18 protein-coding genes are annotated in these 15,862 nt (G+C 44.3%); 4 read left to right on the top strand and 14 right to left on the bottom strand.

Features of this window, described 5'->3' with window-relative positions:
* Nucleotides 1-833 (top strand): hypothetical protein (locus A3735_RS30355; protein ID WP_197485696.1); only part of this gene is annotated, 833 nt, incomplete at its 5' end.
* Here the strand turns inward: A3735_RS30355 and tsaA are convergent.
* The 7 genes from tsaA to pilB all read right to left on the bottom strand — a co-directional run bounded on the left by tsaA (nt 830) and on the right by pilB (nt 6,856).
* Nucleotides 830-1,576 carry a tRNA (N6-threonylcarbamoyladenosine(37)-N6)-methyltransferase TrmO gene (gene tsaA / locus A3735_RS05875; RefSeq protein WP_068637741.1) on the bottom strand — a complete coding sequence of 249 codons (747 nt, stop codon included), beginning with the start codon at nt 1,574-1,576 and terminating at the stop codon, nt 830-832. The genes A3735_RS30355 and tsaA overlap by 4 nt on opposite strands.
* A gap of 14 nt (nt 1,577-1,590) precedes the next feature.
* Nucleotides 1,591-2,034, bottom strand: coding sequence for an HIT family protein (locus tag A3735_RS05870; protein WP_068637739.1), 444 nt, complete (start codon nt 2,032-2,034; stop codon nt 1,591-1,593).
* Between the two features lie 23 nt (nt 2,035-2,057).
* A complete protein-coding gene (gene yacG / locus A3735_RS05865; RefSeq protein ID WP_068637738.1) occupies nt 2,058-2,291 on the bottom strand; it encodes a DNA gyrase inhibitor YacG in 234 nt (77 codons plus the stop codon).
* Nucleotides 2,284-2,907: a dephospho-CoA kinase gene (gene coaE / locus A3735_RS05860; protein ID WP_082865443.1), complete on the bottom strand. Its 624-nt coding sequence runs from the start codon at nt 2,905-2,907 to the stop codon at nt 2,284-2,286. The genes yacG and coaE overlap by 8 nt, the downstream gene beginning before the upstream one ends.
* Before the next feature lie 21 nt (nt 2,908-2,928).
* The gene (locus tag A3735_RS05855) at nt 2,929-3,798 is read right to left on the bottom strand and encodes an A24 family peptidase (protein WP_068512915.1); all 870 of its coding nucleotides are present in this window, start codon (nt 3,796-3,798) and stop codon (nt 2,929-2,931) included.
* A 133-nt stretch (nt 3,799-3,931) separates the two neighbouring features.
* On the bottom strand, nt 3,932-5,146 hold the full coding sequence (locus tag A3735_RS05850; RefSeq protein ID WP_068637737.1) for a type II secretion system F family protein: 1,215 nt from the start codon (nt 5,144-5,146) through the stop codon (nt 3,932-3,934).
* Nucleotides 5,147-5,149: 3 nt separating this feature from the next.
* Entirely contained in the window at nt 5,150-6,856 is a 1,707-nt protein-coding gene (gene pilB, locus A3735_RS05845; protein WP_068512909.1) for a type IV-A pilus assembly ATPase PilB, read from the bottom strand.
* A 517-nt stretch (nt 6,857-7,373) separates the two neighbouring features.
* Here pilB and A3735_RS31735 point away from each other — a divergent pair.
* Complete coding sequence (locus A3735_RS31735) at nt 7,374-7,850, top strand: pilin (RefSeq protein ID WP_068637743.1); 477 nt, start codon at nt 7,374-7,376, stop codon at nt 7,848-7,850.
* 107 nt (nt 7,851-7,957) lie between these two features.
* Here the strand turns inward: A3735_RS31735 and A3735_RS05835 are convergent, their stop codons facing one another.
* The gene (locus A3735_RS05835; protein ID WP_068512906.1) at nt 7,958-8,296 is read right to left on the bottom strand and encodes a helix-hairpin-helix domain-containing protein; all 339 of its coding nucleotides are present in this window, start codon (nt 8,294-8,296) and stop codon (nt 7,958-7,960) included.
* Between the two features lie 200 nt (nt 8,297-8,496).
* Between A3735_RS05835 and A3735_RS05830 the strand changes: the two genes are divergently transcribed.
* Entirely contained in the window at nt 8,497-10,539 is a 2,043-nt protein-coding gene (locus A3735_RS05830) for a nucleoside-diphosphate sugar epimerase/dehydratase (protein WP_068512903.1), read from the top strand.
* 79 nt (nt 10,540-10,618) lie between these two features.
* On the opposite strand, the gene A3735_RS05825 is transcribed toward A3735_RS05830, so the two are convergent.
* A complete protein-coding gene (locus A3735_RS05825; protein WP_068512900.1) occupies nt 10,619-10,858 on the bottom strand; it encodes a SlyX family protein in 240 nt (79 codons plus the stop codon).
* A gap of 310 nt (nt 10,859-11,168) precedes the next feature.
* On the opposite strand from A3735_RS05825, the gene A3735_RS32365 reads away from it, so the two are divergent.
* On the top strand, nt 11,169-11,666 hold the full coding sequence (locus tag A3735_RS32365) for a cold-shock protein (protein WP_068512899.1): 498 nt from the start codon (nt 11,169-11,171) through the stop codon (nt 11,664-11,666).
* Between the two features lie 32 nt (nt 11,667-11,698).
* Here A3735_RS32365 and A3735_RS05815 read toward each other — a convergent pair whose 3' ends face one another.
* From A3735_RS05815 to A3735_RS05790, 5 genes are all read right to left on the bottom strand, one after another.
* Nucleotides 11,699-12,091: a hypothetical protein gene (locus A3735_RS05815; protein ID WP_068508916.1), complete on the bottom strand. Its 393-nt coding sequence runs from the start codon at nt 12,089-12,091 to the stop codon at nt 11,699-11,701.
* A gap of 287 nt (nt 12,092-12,378) precedes the next feature.
* Complete coding sequence (locus A3735_RS05805) at nt 12,379-13,236, bottom strand: putative RNA methyltransferase (protein WP_068512897.1); 858 nt, start codon at nt 13,234-13,236, stop codon at nt 12,379-12,381.
* 18 nt (nt 13,237-13,254) lie between these two features.
* Nucleotides 13,255-14,394, bottom strand: a complete 1,140-nt coding sequence (gene dapE / locus A3735_RS05800; protein ID WP_068512944.1) for a succinyl-diaminopimelate desuccinylase — start codon at nt 14,392-14,394, stop codon at nt 13,255-13,257.
* 135 nt (nt 14,395-14,529) lie between these two features.
* Nucleotides 14,530-15,540: a 2,3,4,5-tetrahydropyridine-2,6-dicarboxylate N-succinyltransferase gene (dapD, locus tag A3735_RS05795; RefSeq protein WP_068508236.1), complete on the bottom strand. Its 1,011-nt coding sequence runs from the start codon at nt 15,538-15,540 to the stop codon at nt 14,530-14,532.
* Between the two features lie 67 nt (nt 15,541-15,607).
* A partial coding sequence (locus A3735_RS05790; protein ID WP_068637736.1) for an ArsC/Spx/MgsR family protein occupies nt 15,608-15,862 on the bottom strand: 255 nt, incomplete at its 5' end.

The following is a 15,862-nucleotide window of genomic DNA, read 5'->3' as shown; positions in this document are numbered from 1 at the left end:
TGATTAACGATGTTCTAGCGGGCTCAGGAGAAGAGGACCCGCGTGTTCAAGCGGTTATATTAGGAGATGAGATAAGTCGTGTTGCTTTACTCGGCTGGGATTCAGCAGAGTTTAAGGAGGTTGCGCAGCGCGTCGCAGAATTTAAAAATATCGGTGAAGCAGAAGCAATGTTCGCACTCAAGAAAACAGCAGATGAAACGGCAGAGACTGTTGCTTCCTTCGGCAAGAAAGTATTGGTTGAGCATATTCCAACCAGCACTCGAGCAGCAAAGGAATTAGAGAAAAAATACGACAATGAAACTGAAGGCTTACAGCCAAATACTGCAATAGAGCTTGAAGCACTGGAGCGTTTGGATAAGCTGTTAGCGGGTGATTTTAATATCAATGAGGTGTTTAAGCTTTGCTTGCAAGGGCTTCATAAAGGCATCGGCCTTGAGCGCGTCGCCTTGGCAATATTTGATAAAGAGCACCAGAGGGTAGTCGTTAAATATGCTTCAGGGCAGAGCACGGAGAAGTGGCGAGAGAAGTTTGTTGTTCGATATGAAAGAAGCCGTTCGGGTTTCTTGTTTAACCTGTTTGAACGTGATCAGGCTGCCTGGATAGGTAACTCGGACTACCAGCACATAACGCAATTTATATCGCCCGAATACCTAGGTATTACAGGTCAGAAAAGGTTTTTTATATCGCCTTTAGCCACTGTCCGTAAACGAATCGGGTTTATCTATGCGGATATGGGGCAGACTTCGAGAGAGCTCAATACAAGTTATTTTGAAGGCTTTCATCGGTTTTTAGATAAGTCTAAAGAAGCGCTAACAATTCTTGCAGCACGCTAACTCAATTGCTTCTCGATGTCGCTTATTGTCGCAAAACCATCTTCTACCGAGAAGCTAATATCCAAATCGTATAGTCTAAGCTTATAAAGCTTCTCATCTTCTTGATCTTGTTTGTATGCAGGCCGCGGATCATATGAAATAACTTCGACTATTAATGCCAATAGGTCATCGGGGTACGAACTCGATAATTGCTGTGCTTTATCCTTAAAGGGTTTGTTTAAAACTACTTTTAGCCTTGGCTTTGGTGGTTCTTCTGCAAATCCGCAGCGCGAGTCCGAGGTAGCGTCCGCATAATCAATATAGGGTTTGATATCCAATATTGGTGTGCCATCCAGAATGTCCGGGCAAGCGATGATCAAGCTTGCTTGATTGTTTTGGATTCTAACTTCCCGTAGTTCAACCAAAGATTGCCCAAGTGAATTCGGTCGAAAGGGAGAACGACTCGCGAATACCCCAATTTTTTTATTACCACCTAAGCGCGGTGGCCGAATCATTGGTCGCCAAGGTTTATCAGCATTTAAGTGAAAGCTGAAGCTTAGCCAAATATGAGAAAACGCTTCAAGCCCGTGAAATGCATCGGGGTCGTTATAAGGGGGGTAAAGTTCTATTTCAGCGTAAGCTGAAGTAATTAAGTTAGCTTGCCGGGGAATACCAAACTTTTCAGTAAAAGGTGAGTGCAATACACCTATTTCTTGAAGAGAGTTTGAGCTTTCTTCTCTCGGGTTGATAGTAGGTGCAGGCATTATCAGCTAGAGACTTATTTATAAAATTGTTTAATCTGAAGCGCGTGCTCATCCAGTATTGTTCGCGGTGTTTTGAAACCGAATAGGCCACTAATATGAAGAAATACTTTTGGAATTGCGCGTAGCCAGTCTCCGGACTCTCGGGGAATAAGGTGGAGGTGAAGATGAGGTACAGTCTGATTAGCTGCTTTGCCGTCGTTTACCAAGAGGTTGGTGCCGTGAATGCCTAAACCTGCTTTTTTCTGTGCTTCGACAATTTTGTTACCGATATTAAATAGCTGGGCTCGCGTTTTGGCATTGAGCTCATCCAAACGCTCATAATGCCGTTTTGGAATGATAAGGCAGTGTCCTTTAGTAAGCGGGTAGGCATCCATTAGAGCTAGAAAATGCTCATCCTCGTAAACAATACTGGCTTCTTCGTTCCCAGATATAATTTTGCAAAATATACAGTCCTTCATTTTTTGCTCCGACCATGAACGTGTTAGTGGAAGTTCTGAGAGTTGCCACTGTTTGAGATTTGTTCGCTTTGAACTCCGCTCCATTCTTCGGCACTTTCGACAGGGATGGTGTAGGACTCATCAGCCCATGCCCCTAAATCTATTTTCTGGCAGCGATCACTACAAAAAGGGCGAAAAGGCGAGTCATCACTCCAGGCAACATCTTTTTTACAAGTCGGGCAGTTTACTTTTAACGCGTTAGTTTTTGACTTACTCACTTGCTAGCTCCAAATAGGCTTGGTGTTGTCGAAGAACATTTTGTTTTAAGCTCGCTAAATCACGGTCATTACTGATCACATCATTTGCGCGCTCTAATTTATAATCTCTTGGGAGCTGCATATCAATAATTTTCTGAATTTGTTCAGTAGAATTTTGGTCTCTTTCACTTGCACGTTGTAATTGGAGTTCAACAGGAACATCGATAAGTAATATTCGTGATACCAGTTCAGCTTGATCGGTCTCGAAAAGCAAAGGGGATACGAGGATTACATAAGGGCTGTCTGCACTGTTTAACTGCCTTTTGATTTCGCTTCGAATTATCGGGTGCAGTAAGCTTTCGAGCCATTGTTTTTGATCTTTCGATGAAAATATAATTTGGCGCAAGGCTGCTCTATCAAGCTCACCAGTATTGGTAAGTATATCGGTACCGAAGTGAGTAGCAATTTTGGAGAGTGCGGCAGTGCCAGGTTCAACAACTTCACGGGCGACAATATCGGCGTCAACAATACAGATACCCAATGCCTGGAATTCGTCTGACGCTGCAGTTTTTCCGCTGCCGATACCACCGGTTAAGCCAATAATAAGCTTCTGCTGTGCTTTGGAATTAGTATTCACTATGATGCTCACTATTCAGCGCTATGCTTGAAGGCTACCGAGCCAAAAGCGAACTAGCTCATCACCAAAAATCATATAGATCCAGCCAGCAATGGCTAGATAAGGCCCGAAAGGGATCGGGATATTTTTATCCCGGCCCTTAATGATAATAAGGGAAATGCCAATCACCGCGCCTACAACAGAAGAAAGCAAAATAATAATCGGCAGGGATTGCCAGCCAAACCAGGCTCCTAAGGCTGCCAGAAGTTTAAAGTCACCATAACCCATGCCTTCCTTACCTGTTAGCAGCTTAAAGGCGTGGAATACTAGCCATAAGCTTAAGTAGCCGAATATGGCGCCCCATAGTGCGCTTGATAAGGGCACAAACGTTTCGTAGTAGTTGAGAATCAAACCACCCCACATTAGTGGTAGCGTCATGTTATCTGGCAGAAGTTGTGTGTCGGCATCGATCATCGTTAGTGCCACAAGTACCCAGGTCAGGATAAGTGCTGCAAGACCAGCATAACTTGCACCATAGATGGAAATAGCGGCAAGTGAAAGTAAAGCTGTGACAAGTTCAACTAAAGGGTAGCGGATCGAGATTTTGTTTTTGCACTGACTACAGCGCCCCTGCAAGAAGATATAGCTGATTACAGGGATATTTTCCCAAGGCTTAATCGCATGCTGACACTTTGGGCAGCTCGAGTTGGGGGTCGATAGGGTGATTTTTTCCTGTTTTGGTTCAGGCTGGTCTAAAAATGCAGCGCACTGAAGTGCCCAATCTTGCTCAAGCATTTTAGGGAGCCTAAAAATGACAACATTCAAGAAGCTGCCGACTAATAAACCGAAAATAAGTGTTGAAGCGTATAGGAACGCAGGGTTGTCATTCAGGTGTTGGAAAAGTGCGAGCATGAAATTGTTCCGGTGCGGCGTTTATCGTTGTTTATTGTTAGCGTGAAAGTTGCGAATGAGGGGAATCATAGCCTAAGTCAGGTTTAAGTAGTAGATAAGGCGGGCACGAGAAGTGTACCCGCTTGAATATACCTTATACAACGGCTCCCATTTGGAAGATAGGTAAGTACATTGCGATGATCAAACCACCAATCAGTACACCTAATACGGACATAATAATCGGCTCCATTAGTGCCGTCATATTATCAACCAGGTCATCTACCTCATCTTCGAAGTGCGTCGCGACTTTGTCTAGCATCGTATCAAGTGCACCAGACTCCTCACCGATCGAAACCATTTGTACTGCCATGGAGGGGAACACACCGGTAGAACGCATAGAATATTGAAGTTGTGTACCCGAGGCTACATCGTCTCGCACCTTAAAAACGGCGTTACGATAAACAATATTACCTGTTGCGCCGGCAACTGAGTCGAGAGCGTCTACAAGAGGTACACCTGCTGAGAAAGTGGTAGACAATACGCGTGCAAAGCGTGCAATGGATGATTTCTCAATAATCGGACCTACGATAGGAATCTTGAGTTTTGCCTTATCGCTTGCATCACGGAAAGCCTCGGAACGTTGACTTGCTTGTTTAAATGCGAAGACTAGTCCCGCAATGGTTAATATAAGTATAAACCAGTACTCCTGCATCCATTCAGAGAGTCCAACAACAAACTGAGTAAAAGCAGGAAGTTCGGCGCCAAAGCCCTTAAACATTTCATCAAATGTTGGTACAACTTTTACCAAGAGAATAGTGGTAACGATAAAAGAGACAACCAGTACCGAAATGGGGTAGCTCATTGCTTTTTTAACTTTCTTCTTTAGTGCCTCTGTTTTTTCCATGTAAGTCGCAACACGGTCTAACATGGTTTCGAGTGCACCCGACTTCTCACCAGAGTCAACTAGGTTGCAAAATAAATCATCGAAATGTTGAGGGTGTTTACGAAGCGCGCCGGCAAAATTGTTACCTGCAGCGACTTCATTTTTAATATCAATAACCAGTGTTTGCAGGCTTGGATTCTCAAGGCCGTCTGCAACGATATCAAAGGCTTGAATAAGCGGTACGCCCGCTTTCATCATGGTAGCAAGCTGGCGCGTAAAAATAGCGACATCGAAGGGGGTTATTTTTTTCCCTTTCGCACGAGTGGCAGCCGCTTTTTTTACTTTGACGGGTTTTATGCCTTGCTTACGAAGCTGTGCTTTGACCAAGGCCGAGTTTGCCGCGGCCATAACGCCAGTAGTTTTATTTCCTTTTCGGTCAGTGCCTTCCCAGGAAAAGGACAATGTTTTATCTGTGGTGCTTGCCATGTGTTAGTCCTTGGTTACACGTTCGACTTCTTCAAGGCTGGTGACGCCTTCAATAGCCTTTAAAAGTGCTGATTTTCTAAGGTTGTTAAAGCCTTCTTCATCTGCCTGCTTTGCGATTTCAAGTGAAGTGGCTTCGGACATAATAAGTTGAGCGATCTTAGGCGTGTTTTTAACGACTTCGTAAATGCCCACCCGGCCTTTATAGCCTTTATTACATTTATCACACCCTTTTGGTTTATAAAGTGTAAAACCTGTATCAATTTGTTCTTTTGTGAAGCCTTCCTTCTCTAGTGTTTCGGGAGGGATATCAGCAGGCTCTTTACAGGCGCTGCATAAGCGTCTTGCCAGTCGTTGTGCGATGATAAGACTGACAGATGTGGCGATGTTGAATGCCGGAACGCCCATATTGATCATACGAGTTAGAGTTTCTGGTGCGCTATTGGTATGTAGGGTCGACATAACCATATGACCTGTCTGTGCAGCTTTGATTGCGATAGACGCAGTTTCCAGGTCTCGAATCTCACCAACCATGATGATGTCAGGATCTTGACGTAAGAAAGACCTAAGTGCTTCAGGGAAGCCAAGCCCGACTTTAGGGTTAACGTTAACCTGGTTGATGCCTTCCAGGTTAATCTCAACCGGGTCTTCTGCGGTAGAGATATTTCGTTCGTCAGTATTTAGTATATTCAAACCGGTATAGAGTGATACTGTTTTACCACTCCCCGTAGGGCCGGTTACTAGGATAAGCCCTTGCGGCTGGTGAAGCGCATCCATATAGAGCTCTTTCTGGACGTCTTCGTAACCCAATGCGTCAATCCCCATTTTCGCGCTGCTCGGGTCAAGAATACGCAATACAATTTTTTCGCCCCACAACGTAGGTAGGGTATTCACCCGGAAATCAATCGCTTTGGTTTTTGATAGCTTTAGCTTAATACGTCCATCTTGAGGAATTCGCCGCTCAGAAATATCCAGCTGGGACATAACCTTTAAACGGGCTGATATCTTGGGGGCCAGTTTAATGGAGGGCTTTGAAACTTCGTGTAATATACCGTCTGTACGGTAGCGAACGCGGTAGCTTTTTTCATAAGGTTCGAAGTGTAAATCTGATGCGCCAGTTTTGATTGCGTCGAGTAGCATCTTGTTGACGTATTTAACAATCGGCGCATCATCCGCATCACTAGCCGACACTTCATTGTCTGAGTCATCGCTCTGATCAACATCGATGTCGTCAAGGTCTGCATCGTCCAGATCGCCCATCGTTGTATCCTGCGACTCAAGATACTTCTCGATGGCTGCATTAAGCTTGTCATCTTCAACGAGTATTGCGTCAACACTTGCGCCTGTATGAAACTTGATTTCATCAAGGGCAATAATATTGGTTGGGTCCGATACCGCAATAAAAAGCCGATTGCCACGCATAAATAAAGGCAGGGCATGGTGTTTTCTAATTAGCTTTTCATCAACCACCTTTTCGGGGAAGGATTCTTGCTGAAAGGCATTTAGGTCCAAAACAGGCATACCAAATTCTTGCGCAGCAGAAAATGCTAGGTCCTTGGCTTTAGCCGCTTTTGCTTGAACCAGATGGGAAACCAGTGATAAATTGTTCTGATGAGCGTGTAGCTGTGCTTTTCGGGCAGTTTCTTCATCGAGTAACTGATCCAAAACAAACTTTCTGGCCAAGCCAGTAAGTGTCGTGTTTTCTGCTGTCATGGGGCTTCTTTGCTTGAGTTAAATTCACCATTTAGATGCACAAACTAATGTTTGGACTAAATAACTGGCTTTAAACGGTTTAGCGCTTGCTGATAAACGCATACATATATAAGGAAGTGTAGTGGAAGTTTTCAGATTTAAAAGAAAGCTTCGCATAGTGTGAGTAACTGACAAATATTGTCACTTCCTGTCATCAAGAGTATGGTCCAATACTTGTGATAATACTTCAAGGTAATTCTATAAAAGAACTGTAATCTACTGACTAATAAGGGAAATAATATTAATATTTGTAATTGGCACGTTGCCTGCTATTGTTTAAGTGTCGGTACGCAGAGTGTGAAGACTGATTGCAAACGCTTAGAAGAGCAAGCAACTTTCCTGACGCGAAGCCATCCTTAAGGGTAGACTCAAGTTTACCTTTAAAGATGGGTTCCAGATTGAAGGTAGTAGTAAAGCAAACAGGCTACTAAAACAATCGAGCGGCCATTTATACTAAATCTGGAGATATATTATGAATATGAAAAAGAATCAGCAAGGTTTTACGCTAATTGAATTGATGATCGTTGTTGCGATTATTGGTATTTTGGCAGCGGTTGCCATTCCTGCTTATCAGGATTACACGATTCGAGCGAAAGTAACTGAAGGTATGGTTTCTGCGGCTGCGCTGAAAATTGGAGTAACAGATATGTTCGCTGATAGTGGTGTAGCTGGTATTGATTCGTATGCTGCTGTAGTTGCTGGGGACCAAGCGAACTTGAAGACTGGTTCAATTAAGGCAATCAAGATTGATAAGTCTACAGACACAAATCCAGGAACAATCACTATTGATATGACTCTGATTCCTGCGATCTCTGGTGCAGGTAATCTTGCCTTCGTACCTTCGATTGGTACAAATCCTTTAGCGGATGCCAATGCAGCGGGAACAATTGTTTGGGCTTGTGATACTGCAGCAACAACAATTGCTGATAAATTCCTACCAGCGACTTGTAAGTAATCGCTACATAGGAACTAGCTAGCCTTTAAGGCTGCTAACGAGAAACCCCGGCTTAGTCCGGGGTTTTTTGTGTCTGAAAGGTTGATAAAAACATAAAGATTAATGTTTTACTCAAGACTAAGTAAGTGTTCATTCTTGCTTAATGTACTTTTGCCTATACCTTTTACTGCAACTAACTCTTCGAGGCGGGCAAACTCACCATAGCGCTCACGATAGTCAACAATGGCTTCAGCTTTTTTTAAACCTACGCCTTTCAATGCTTTGGCAATAGTTTGAGCATCTGCGCTATTGATGTTTATGGCCTTACTGGTTTGTATTGAACTATTTGGTTCATTGTCTGCATAGCTAATATTGCTGAAAGAAAGCAGCAAGCTAAACAAAAAAGGGATAAGCAGGCGGGGAGGGATGTTTGCGATGTTGTTAGAAAGAAAAGAGTTTGATTTCATAAGTTCGCTCCTTGCGTTAATAGAATCAAGTGCATGAACGGCTATTGAGCAATCCGTGTCAAAGCTTGTGTCATGCAAGTTCGATATTAACGGCTTCAGAGGCGATAGTGAATACTAATTCTATGATTATTCCTAATTAATTTAACTCACTGACACAATTAGCGACAATCACTATTGTATTCACTAAGGACTTGGTTAAAATGAAGTCAGGCGCTCGCAGAAGCGCTCAGAAACTGGAGAATGATAAGGATAAATCGGACGTGCTAAGTAAGTTGTTACACCTTCCCCGGTACCAGAAACGCCTGGTTACGGTTTTTGCAGACAGTCTTTGTCTACCTTTCGCCTTATGGATGGCCCTAAGTTTACGTTACGATGAACTTTATTTGCTTGAAAATAGCTCCGTATTGTTAGTCGCTTTTGTCACCGTTTTTACCAGTATTTTTGTTTTTGCGCGTCTCGGTTTATATCGGGCTGTTATTCGCTATATGAGTAATCATGCTTTACTGGCGATTATTTCTGGTGTTTCTATCTCTGCTATTATGTTGGCGGCTTTGGGCTTTTTATTTCAGGCGCCGATTCCTCGTTCCGTTCCCATTATTTACTGGTGTTTAGCGATGATCTTTGTCGGAGGGACGCGTATGTTAGCTCGCTCTCTGGTACACCGCGATATGATGAAATCCAAAGATCGGGTGATTATCTATGGTGCGGGTAAGTCTGGCTTGCAGCTAAGTTCGATACTTTTTCATGGCAAGCAGGTTCAGCCAATTGCTTTTATTGATGATGATATTAGTAAGCACGGTAGCATTCTTAACGGTATCCGCGTTTATTCACCCGAGAATATTTCTGAGGTGCTCAAGCGTTATGGTGCGCAGAGTATTTTGTTAGCCTTGGGCCATGCTTCCAGGGCTCGAAGAGCTGAAGTGATAAAGGGCTTGGAGCAGTACCCGCTTGCTGTGCAGACCATTCCACAAATTAATGATGTTGTCAGCGGTAAGGCGCGAATTGAAGAAATTCGTGATGTTGATATTGAAGACCTGCTTGGGCGTGATGAAGTCGCGGCCGATAGGGCCAGGCTTTCGGGTTGTATCTCAAATAAGGTGGTGATGGTCACTGGTGCGGGGGGGTCAATTGGCTCTGAGTTGTGTCGCCAAATCGTCAAGCTAAACCCGCGAAAGATTGTCCTGTTTGAATTGTCTGAATTTGCCCTTTATCAAATTGAGCAAGAGATTTCCAAGTATATTCAAAAACATACATTAAAGACTGAAGTGCATGCCATTATGGGCTCTGTGCAGAAACAGCATCGCATGGAAGTTATCATGAAGAGCTACGCTGTCGAAACGGTCTACCATGCCGCAGCTTACAAACATGTTCCTTTGGTAGAACACAATGTCATTGAAGGTGTTCGCAATAACGTCTTTGGCACTTGGTATTGTGCCGAAGCGGCGATTAAAGCAGGGGTAGATACCTTTGTGTTAGTTTCAACCGATAAGGCTGTTCGCCCGACTAATGTGATGGGCGCAACCAAGCGTTTATCGGAGCTTGTACTTCAAGGCTTAGCCCAGCGCCAGAACGATACACGTTTTTGCATGGTTCGCTTTGGCAATGTATTAGGTTCTTCGGGTTCTGTTGTACCGCTGTTTCGTAAGCAAATTAATGATGGTGGCCCGGTAACGGTAACGCACCCTGATATTACTCGCTATTTTATGACCATTCCTGAAGCAGCCTTGTTGGTACTTCAAGCAGGCTCAATGGGCGAGGGCGGTGATGTCTTTTTGCTTGATATGGGCGAGCAGGTTCGAATTGCCGATTTGGCAGGTAAGCTGATTCGCTTAATGGGCCTTGAGGTGAAGGATGATGATAATCCAAATGGTGATATCGAAATTCAGTATACCGGCTTACGACCAGGCGAGAAGTTATACGAAGAGTTGTTGATTGGCGACGACCCTTTACCAACCAGTCATTCTCGAATTATGAAAGGTCGTGAGATCTCATTACCTTGGGTTGAAGTAGAAGCCTTGCTTGAGAAGATTGATAAATACTCTCATCTATTTGATTGTTCTTCAGTGCGTGAGACGCTACTTAAAGCGCCTCTAGGGTATAACCCATCGAACGAGATTGATGACCTTGTTTGGAAGCAATCTCAGCATGAGTTGATACCCGAACATAATGCTTCAGCGAATGAAGAAGCACCCGTAAAGCCAAAAGTGGTTTCGATTTCAAAATCGCCCAAAAAACTGGCCTGATTTACTGCGCTGCCAAATGAGGGTGGCGTGAGCAGAGTTATCTCGCTTTTTAGCACTACTTTATATAGTGCTAATAGTGCTAATAGTGCGGCGGGGGCGGCTCCTGCTCAGTGCTTGCGCTGCCAGATTTAAGTTCCCCAAGCCCTTCTTTTAATAGTCGGTTCGCTACCCACAAATCTTGGATTTCCCTGTCCTGCTTAGTGATTACATCGTTGAGGGTGTTCAGTAAATCATCTTGAAACGATAGTTTAACTTCGAGCTCACTGATTCGTTCATTAAGTTTTTCGATAAGGGCTTCGGGTAATTCTGATTGGCTCATGTTTTTACTATCTTAAGTATGGAGAGAGGGCGCTATTGTAATACATATTACCCGGTGCTCAAGAATTTAGTGTGTTGACTGTAGAATCGAATAAGTTCTAAGCAAGATATTGTGTGAGCCAAAAATCTGTTATCATGCTCGGCTTGCGTTGAGTCTGGTCGTGTTTATACAGGTCAATGCAGCGTTACCTGTCGATTGCCAATACTTTTACAGGGTTGTTCACAGGTGGGGGATGCAGATATTTTTTCCTTAATGGTGTTTGCTGAACCAATTCCACTATTTTAAGAGTTTGTTTAACGAGAAAATTTACATGTCTACACAGAGTTTATCTAAAAAATTATTAGTAAGTGCGGTTGTTGCGCTGCCATTTCCTTACGTTATGTTGGTATTGGCTTCGTCTGCTTCAGTATTACCACAAGGCCTTACAGCCGAGAATTTCCTTTCAGGTGAAAATGGTAGCGGCTTTTACGCTTTGGTTTGGTTGATGTTTTTTGCTGCATCTGCCATTTCGCAAATTGCGGCACAGTCTTCGTCTTCTTCTGCTTCAAGTAACAATGCGCAAGAAGCATCTGAGTCTGATGACGACGATGATACACCTGAGGGTGTAGAGTCCGGTACCGTTAAATGGTTCAATGTGAATAAAGGTTTTGGTTTTATTACGACCGATGCGGGCGAAGATGTTTTTGTTCACTTCCGTTCAATTCGTGGTCGCGGTCGTCGCTCATTGCGTCAAGGCCAAGCAGTGCGCTTTGATTTGAGTGAGGGTGAGAAGGGTATGCAGGCAGACAACGTTTCGGTTGCCAAGTAAGCCTCTAGCTCTTTAGCTTCTACAGAAAAGGCTTATCCCCAGCGGATAAGCTTTTTTTCGTTTCGGGTGATGGCATTCCAATATTCACCTGCTTCATCTTCCCCTTCTTGCCAGCTATGTGCGGCACACCTGACCTCAAGTTCATACATCTCTAACAGGCTTAGTGCGCAGGCTTCATCATTGTCCCAAGGTGTTTCAGACGATTTGAACCAAACACTGCAATAAGACTTTCCTGCTGCACAGGGCGTAACGACGATAGGGATCTTATTCCCTTCGCGTGAAAGGGTGCCCGAGATACTTTTCTTTTCGGATAAGCTGCTTGCTTCAAGGTTGATATCGATGGTTGTAAAGTGAGTATTTAGCCAGGCGAGCAATTCACTGTTGTTTATGTTCTTTATGTATATTTCTATATCGGGCGTTATCATTTATTTGTCCAAGAAATTCTGGATTCTGCTTACGAGAAGGCGAATATAGCAGTAAAAGGCGATGATAGCGCTAGGCACGCTAAGAATAAGACCAATTAGCGCAAGTAATTCCTGCTTTTCAGATGCGGGCAAGAGAATATTAACGTATACAATTGTTCCGAGGCCTGCCAGGGTACAAATGGCACTGATCAGAAAGTATTTAAAATAATTCTGCTGATTATGTTTTTTAGACGACACGGTAGTGGCTTTTAAACTCTTATTAGTGATCAGTACTGATAGTGGCTGATTTACTTCTTCTGAAATATATCAAACTGTATGTCTAGCTGTAAGTCTAGAGTATCAAGGGACTCAAGTAGAGCTCTTTTTTCCGGTTTACAGCGCCAGTAATGCGGTGTCATTGAAAACAAGTTAATGATGTCTTGTGAGCTAGGTAGTTGAATTGTTTGCTCAAAGTAATCAGTCTTCACATGCTGAAGGCTCGTAGGGAGGCTTTCAAATTCTGTTCGCGTTTCGGCTTTGAGTTCATCGTAGATAACACGGCGAAGCTCTATTAGATGTCTAGGGCCGGTATTTACAAGGATCACATGACCGCCGGGGCGAACTGTGCGAGATATTTCTTCCAGGTCAAAATGGAAAAACAGGCCGCTTACCAGATCTTGAGAATTGTCGGCCAAGGGGATATTCGCAGCGCTACCTACCCACCAGTTAATTGATTTGTCGCGCCGGCAGGCTGATTTAATTGCAGGTGTCGAGATATCAATACCGCTTGTGTATACCTCTTGAAAATAACTAAGCAACTTGGTGTGGAGCTTGTGAGTGTAATAGCCTTCGCCACATGCTAAGTCGCAATAGTGGAAGGCTTTTTCAGAATCTTTAGCTAGCGCGTCTTCAGCATGGTGAATAAATCGCTCGGCAAGATTAGCGTAGTAGCCTTGATCAAGGAAGTCACGACGAGCGGCGACCATTTCAGTCGTATCTCCCGGGTGCTTACTCCGCTTATTTTGGCTTAATAATAAGTTGTGGTAGCCCTGCTTGGCGCGATCAAACCTATGCTTGTTGCGACAGCATAGGCCTTTTTGATCGTCTGCAAGAACGAGCTGCTCCTTACAAACGGGGCAGAGTAAATAGGGGCTTAGAGTATCCATAGTATCTTAGCGCTTGGCTTATGTTAGCAGGTGCTCCAAGATCTGCTCGTAAATCACTGACAAGTCGTTCAGGTCGGTGATACTCACGTGTTCATCAACTTGGTGAATCGTTGCGTTGAGCGGCCCAAGTTCAAGCACTTGTGCGCCCGTTGGTGCGATAAAACGGCCGTCAGAGGTTCCGCCTGAGGTTGAAAGCTCTGTGTCGATACCTTTAACTGTTTTTATCGCTTTAACCGCTGCGTCGACGAGTGGGCCCGCTGCGGTTAGGAAGGGCTCTCCGCTTAATGTCCACTGGATATCGTAATCCAGCTTGTGTTGCTCAAGCACTTTGACGACACCTGCTTTAAGTTGCTCGGCGGTGACTTCAGTAGAAAATCGAAAGTTAAAAAGTGTCTCGACAGTACCGGGTATCACGTTCGTCGCACCGGTACCGGAATTGATATTGGTGATTTGGAATGATGTCGCGGGGAAGAATTCATTGCCACTGTCCCATTCAAGTTTGCATAGGTCGTCAAGGGCAGTCATTGCCAGGTGAATAGGGTTGTTCGCCAAGTGCGGGTAGGCAACATGTCCTTGTTTGCCTTTAATGGTAAGTTTTGCGTTTAAAGATCCGCGGCGGCCGTTCTTGATCACATCACCGAGCACCTTGGTACTGGATGGCTCACCAACCAGGCACCAATCAATTTTTTCATTACGCGCCTCCAATGTTTCAACAACCTTAACGGTACCGTTTGTTGCTGGTCCTTCTTCATCGCTGGTAATTAAGTAAGCGATAGAGCCTTTATGGTCGGGATGTTTTTTAACAAAGCGCTCACAGGCGGTGATAAATGCAGCCAGGCTACCCTTCATATCAGCTGCGCCACGACCATGTAGCATATCTCCCTGAATACGGGCCGAAAAGGGTGAGTATGTCCACTCTTGTTCAGGGCCAGTAGGGACAACATCGGTATGACCGGCAAACGCAATTAAAGGTGCTTCGTTACCTTTGCGAGCCCAAAGATTGGTCACATCCTCAAAGATCATTGTCTCGGCTTTGAATCCGAGAGGAGCCAAATGACGCATCATAATATCCTGACACTCACAGTCTTCTGGTGTGACAGAGGGCTGCTGTATAAGTGCTTGGCTAAGTTGGATCGTGTCAGTTGTGGTATCACTCATAATTTGGCTCGTCGTTTTAATCGTTTTGTATATGCAAAAAAGCGCATCCATAGATGTAAGCATTAAAAAGCTTTGATTATGAGTGCGCCTTCAAGAACTGTCCTGTTAGGGCAGTGTTAGTTGCTTAGCCAGATACTAGTTGTTGGCGTGAAGCTCTTCATTCAGTTCAATGGCAGTCTTATTAGTTAAGCATTCAACTCGACCATTTGCCGAGTTTCGGCGGAACAGTAGGTCGGCTTTATTTGCTAGATCACGTGCTTTAACCGTCTCAACGACCTGGTTTTCAGCGTCAAGCATAACTACTTTTGTACCGGCAGTAATGTAGAGACCTGACTCAACAGTACAGCGATCACCTAAAGGAATGCCGATACCTGCATTGGCACCTATCAAGCTGTTCTCGCCAACCGCAATGATGATGTTACCGCCACCAGATAAGGTACCCATGGTAGAGCAGCCACCGCCAAGATCAGAGCCTTTTCCTACCATAACACCCGCAGAGATACGGCCTTCGATCATGGAAGTGCCTTCTGTACCTGCATTAAAGTTTACAAAGCCTTCGTGCATGATCGTGGTGCCTTCACCAATGTAGGCGCCAAGACGTACACGGGCTGTGTCGGCAATACGGACGCCGCCAGGTACGACGTAGTCGGTCATCTGTGGAAATTTATCAACAGACTTAACTTCAATCAATTCACCGGCTACGCGTGCTTCAAGTTGCTTTGCTGTTAATTCAGATAGGTCAATAGGGCCTTTATTTGTCCATGCAACATTTGGCAGTAAACCAAAAATACCGTCAAGATTAATGCCGTGCGGCTTAACCAGGCGATGAGACAAAAGGTGTAGTTTTAAATACACTTCAGGCGTGCTGCTAGCCTTGCCATCTTCTTCGATAATAACCACTACAGCCGGGCTTTTTGAGCCTTTCATTTGGCTTGCGATGTCAGAAAGCGCTGCGATTTTTGCTAGCTCTTCAATCTGCTCATCATTTAATTCTGTTGTTGTATTGCCGCTTTCAAGGCCTAGTGTTTCTTGGATGCTAGCAACCAAAGAGGAGTCAGGTTGGAATTGTGGTGCTGGGAAGAATGTTTCAAGCCACTCGCCTGCGCCGTTTTTGCTACCGATACCAAGTCCTAGTGCAATTGTCATGGAATACTCCTAATTAAGTAATATGTATAAGTTGTTTAAGAGAAGAGGGCTGGCCTCGTCTTTTTATTTAGTCGTTTGTCTCGAATAAATGGGCGTAACTATCAGCCTTGAATCCAAGATGAATTTGATTGTCGATCTTTAAAACCGGACGCTTAATCATGGAATTATTGCTCTGAATTAGGCGAATAGCTTTTGCGTTGTCTATATCGCTTTTGTCCTCATCGCTTAGTTTACGCCACGTTGTACCACGTTTATTGATTAGTTCATCCCAAGGTACCTGGCTAAGCCAATCTTCGAGGCTTTGCTCATCAATAGGCGTCTT

The organism is Oleiphilus sp. HI0061, from assembly GCF_001635675.1.
This window is presented reverse-complemented; position numbering and strand designations above follow the sequence as displayed.